The organism is Shewanella sp. T24-MNA-CIBAN-0130 (assembly GCF_040310185.1).
Taxonomy (GTDB): domain Bacteria; phylum Pseudomonadota; class Gammaproteobacteria; order Enterobacterales; family Shewanellaceae; genus Shewanella; species Shewanella psychromarinicola.
The window spans coordinates 1-486 of the sequence record NZ_JBEOPP010000146.1; the positions used below are offsets into that span (position 1 = coordinate 1).

Annotated in this window: 1 pseudogene; it reads left to right on the forward strand. The window is 41.2% G+C overall.

The features are described from left to right. Positions 1-486, forward strand: a pseudogene (locus AAEZ02_RS21840) (IS1595 family transposase); the annotation flags it as partial.

Genomic DNA, 486 nt, shown 5'->3' on the forward strand with positions numbered 1-486 from the left:
GCTTATATAGACTGTCAGGGGTCATTGAAATTGATGATGCGTTAGTGGGTGGCAAAAGCAAGGGCAAGCGTGGACGTTGAGCCGGAGGTAAAAAACCTGTTTTAGTTGCCGTTGAAAGCAAAGGAAAAAGAGCTGGATTTATTGCTATGCAGGCTGTAAATAGCGTTTGCCATGATAGTGTTGAAAAGTTCGTTGCCAAACTCTTAAGATACAGCAAAAAGTGCATACAGACGGCATACCTGCGTTAAACATTATAGATAAGACTCAACAACATGAAGCGAGGGTTACCCCCAGTGAGCTTGTTGATGAATGGCTCCCCTGGGTTCATATTGCCATTGGTAACTTAAAAGCATTTTTACTTGGGACATTCCATGGTGTTTCGGGAAAGTACCTACAAGAATACCTGAGTGAGTTCTGTTATCGGTTCAATCGTAGACAAATGGAAAGAGAAATACCTAACAGATTGTTAAATTTGGCAATAATTCA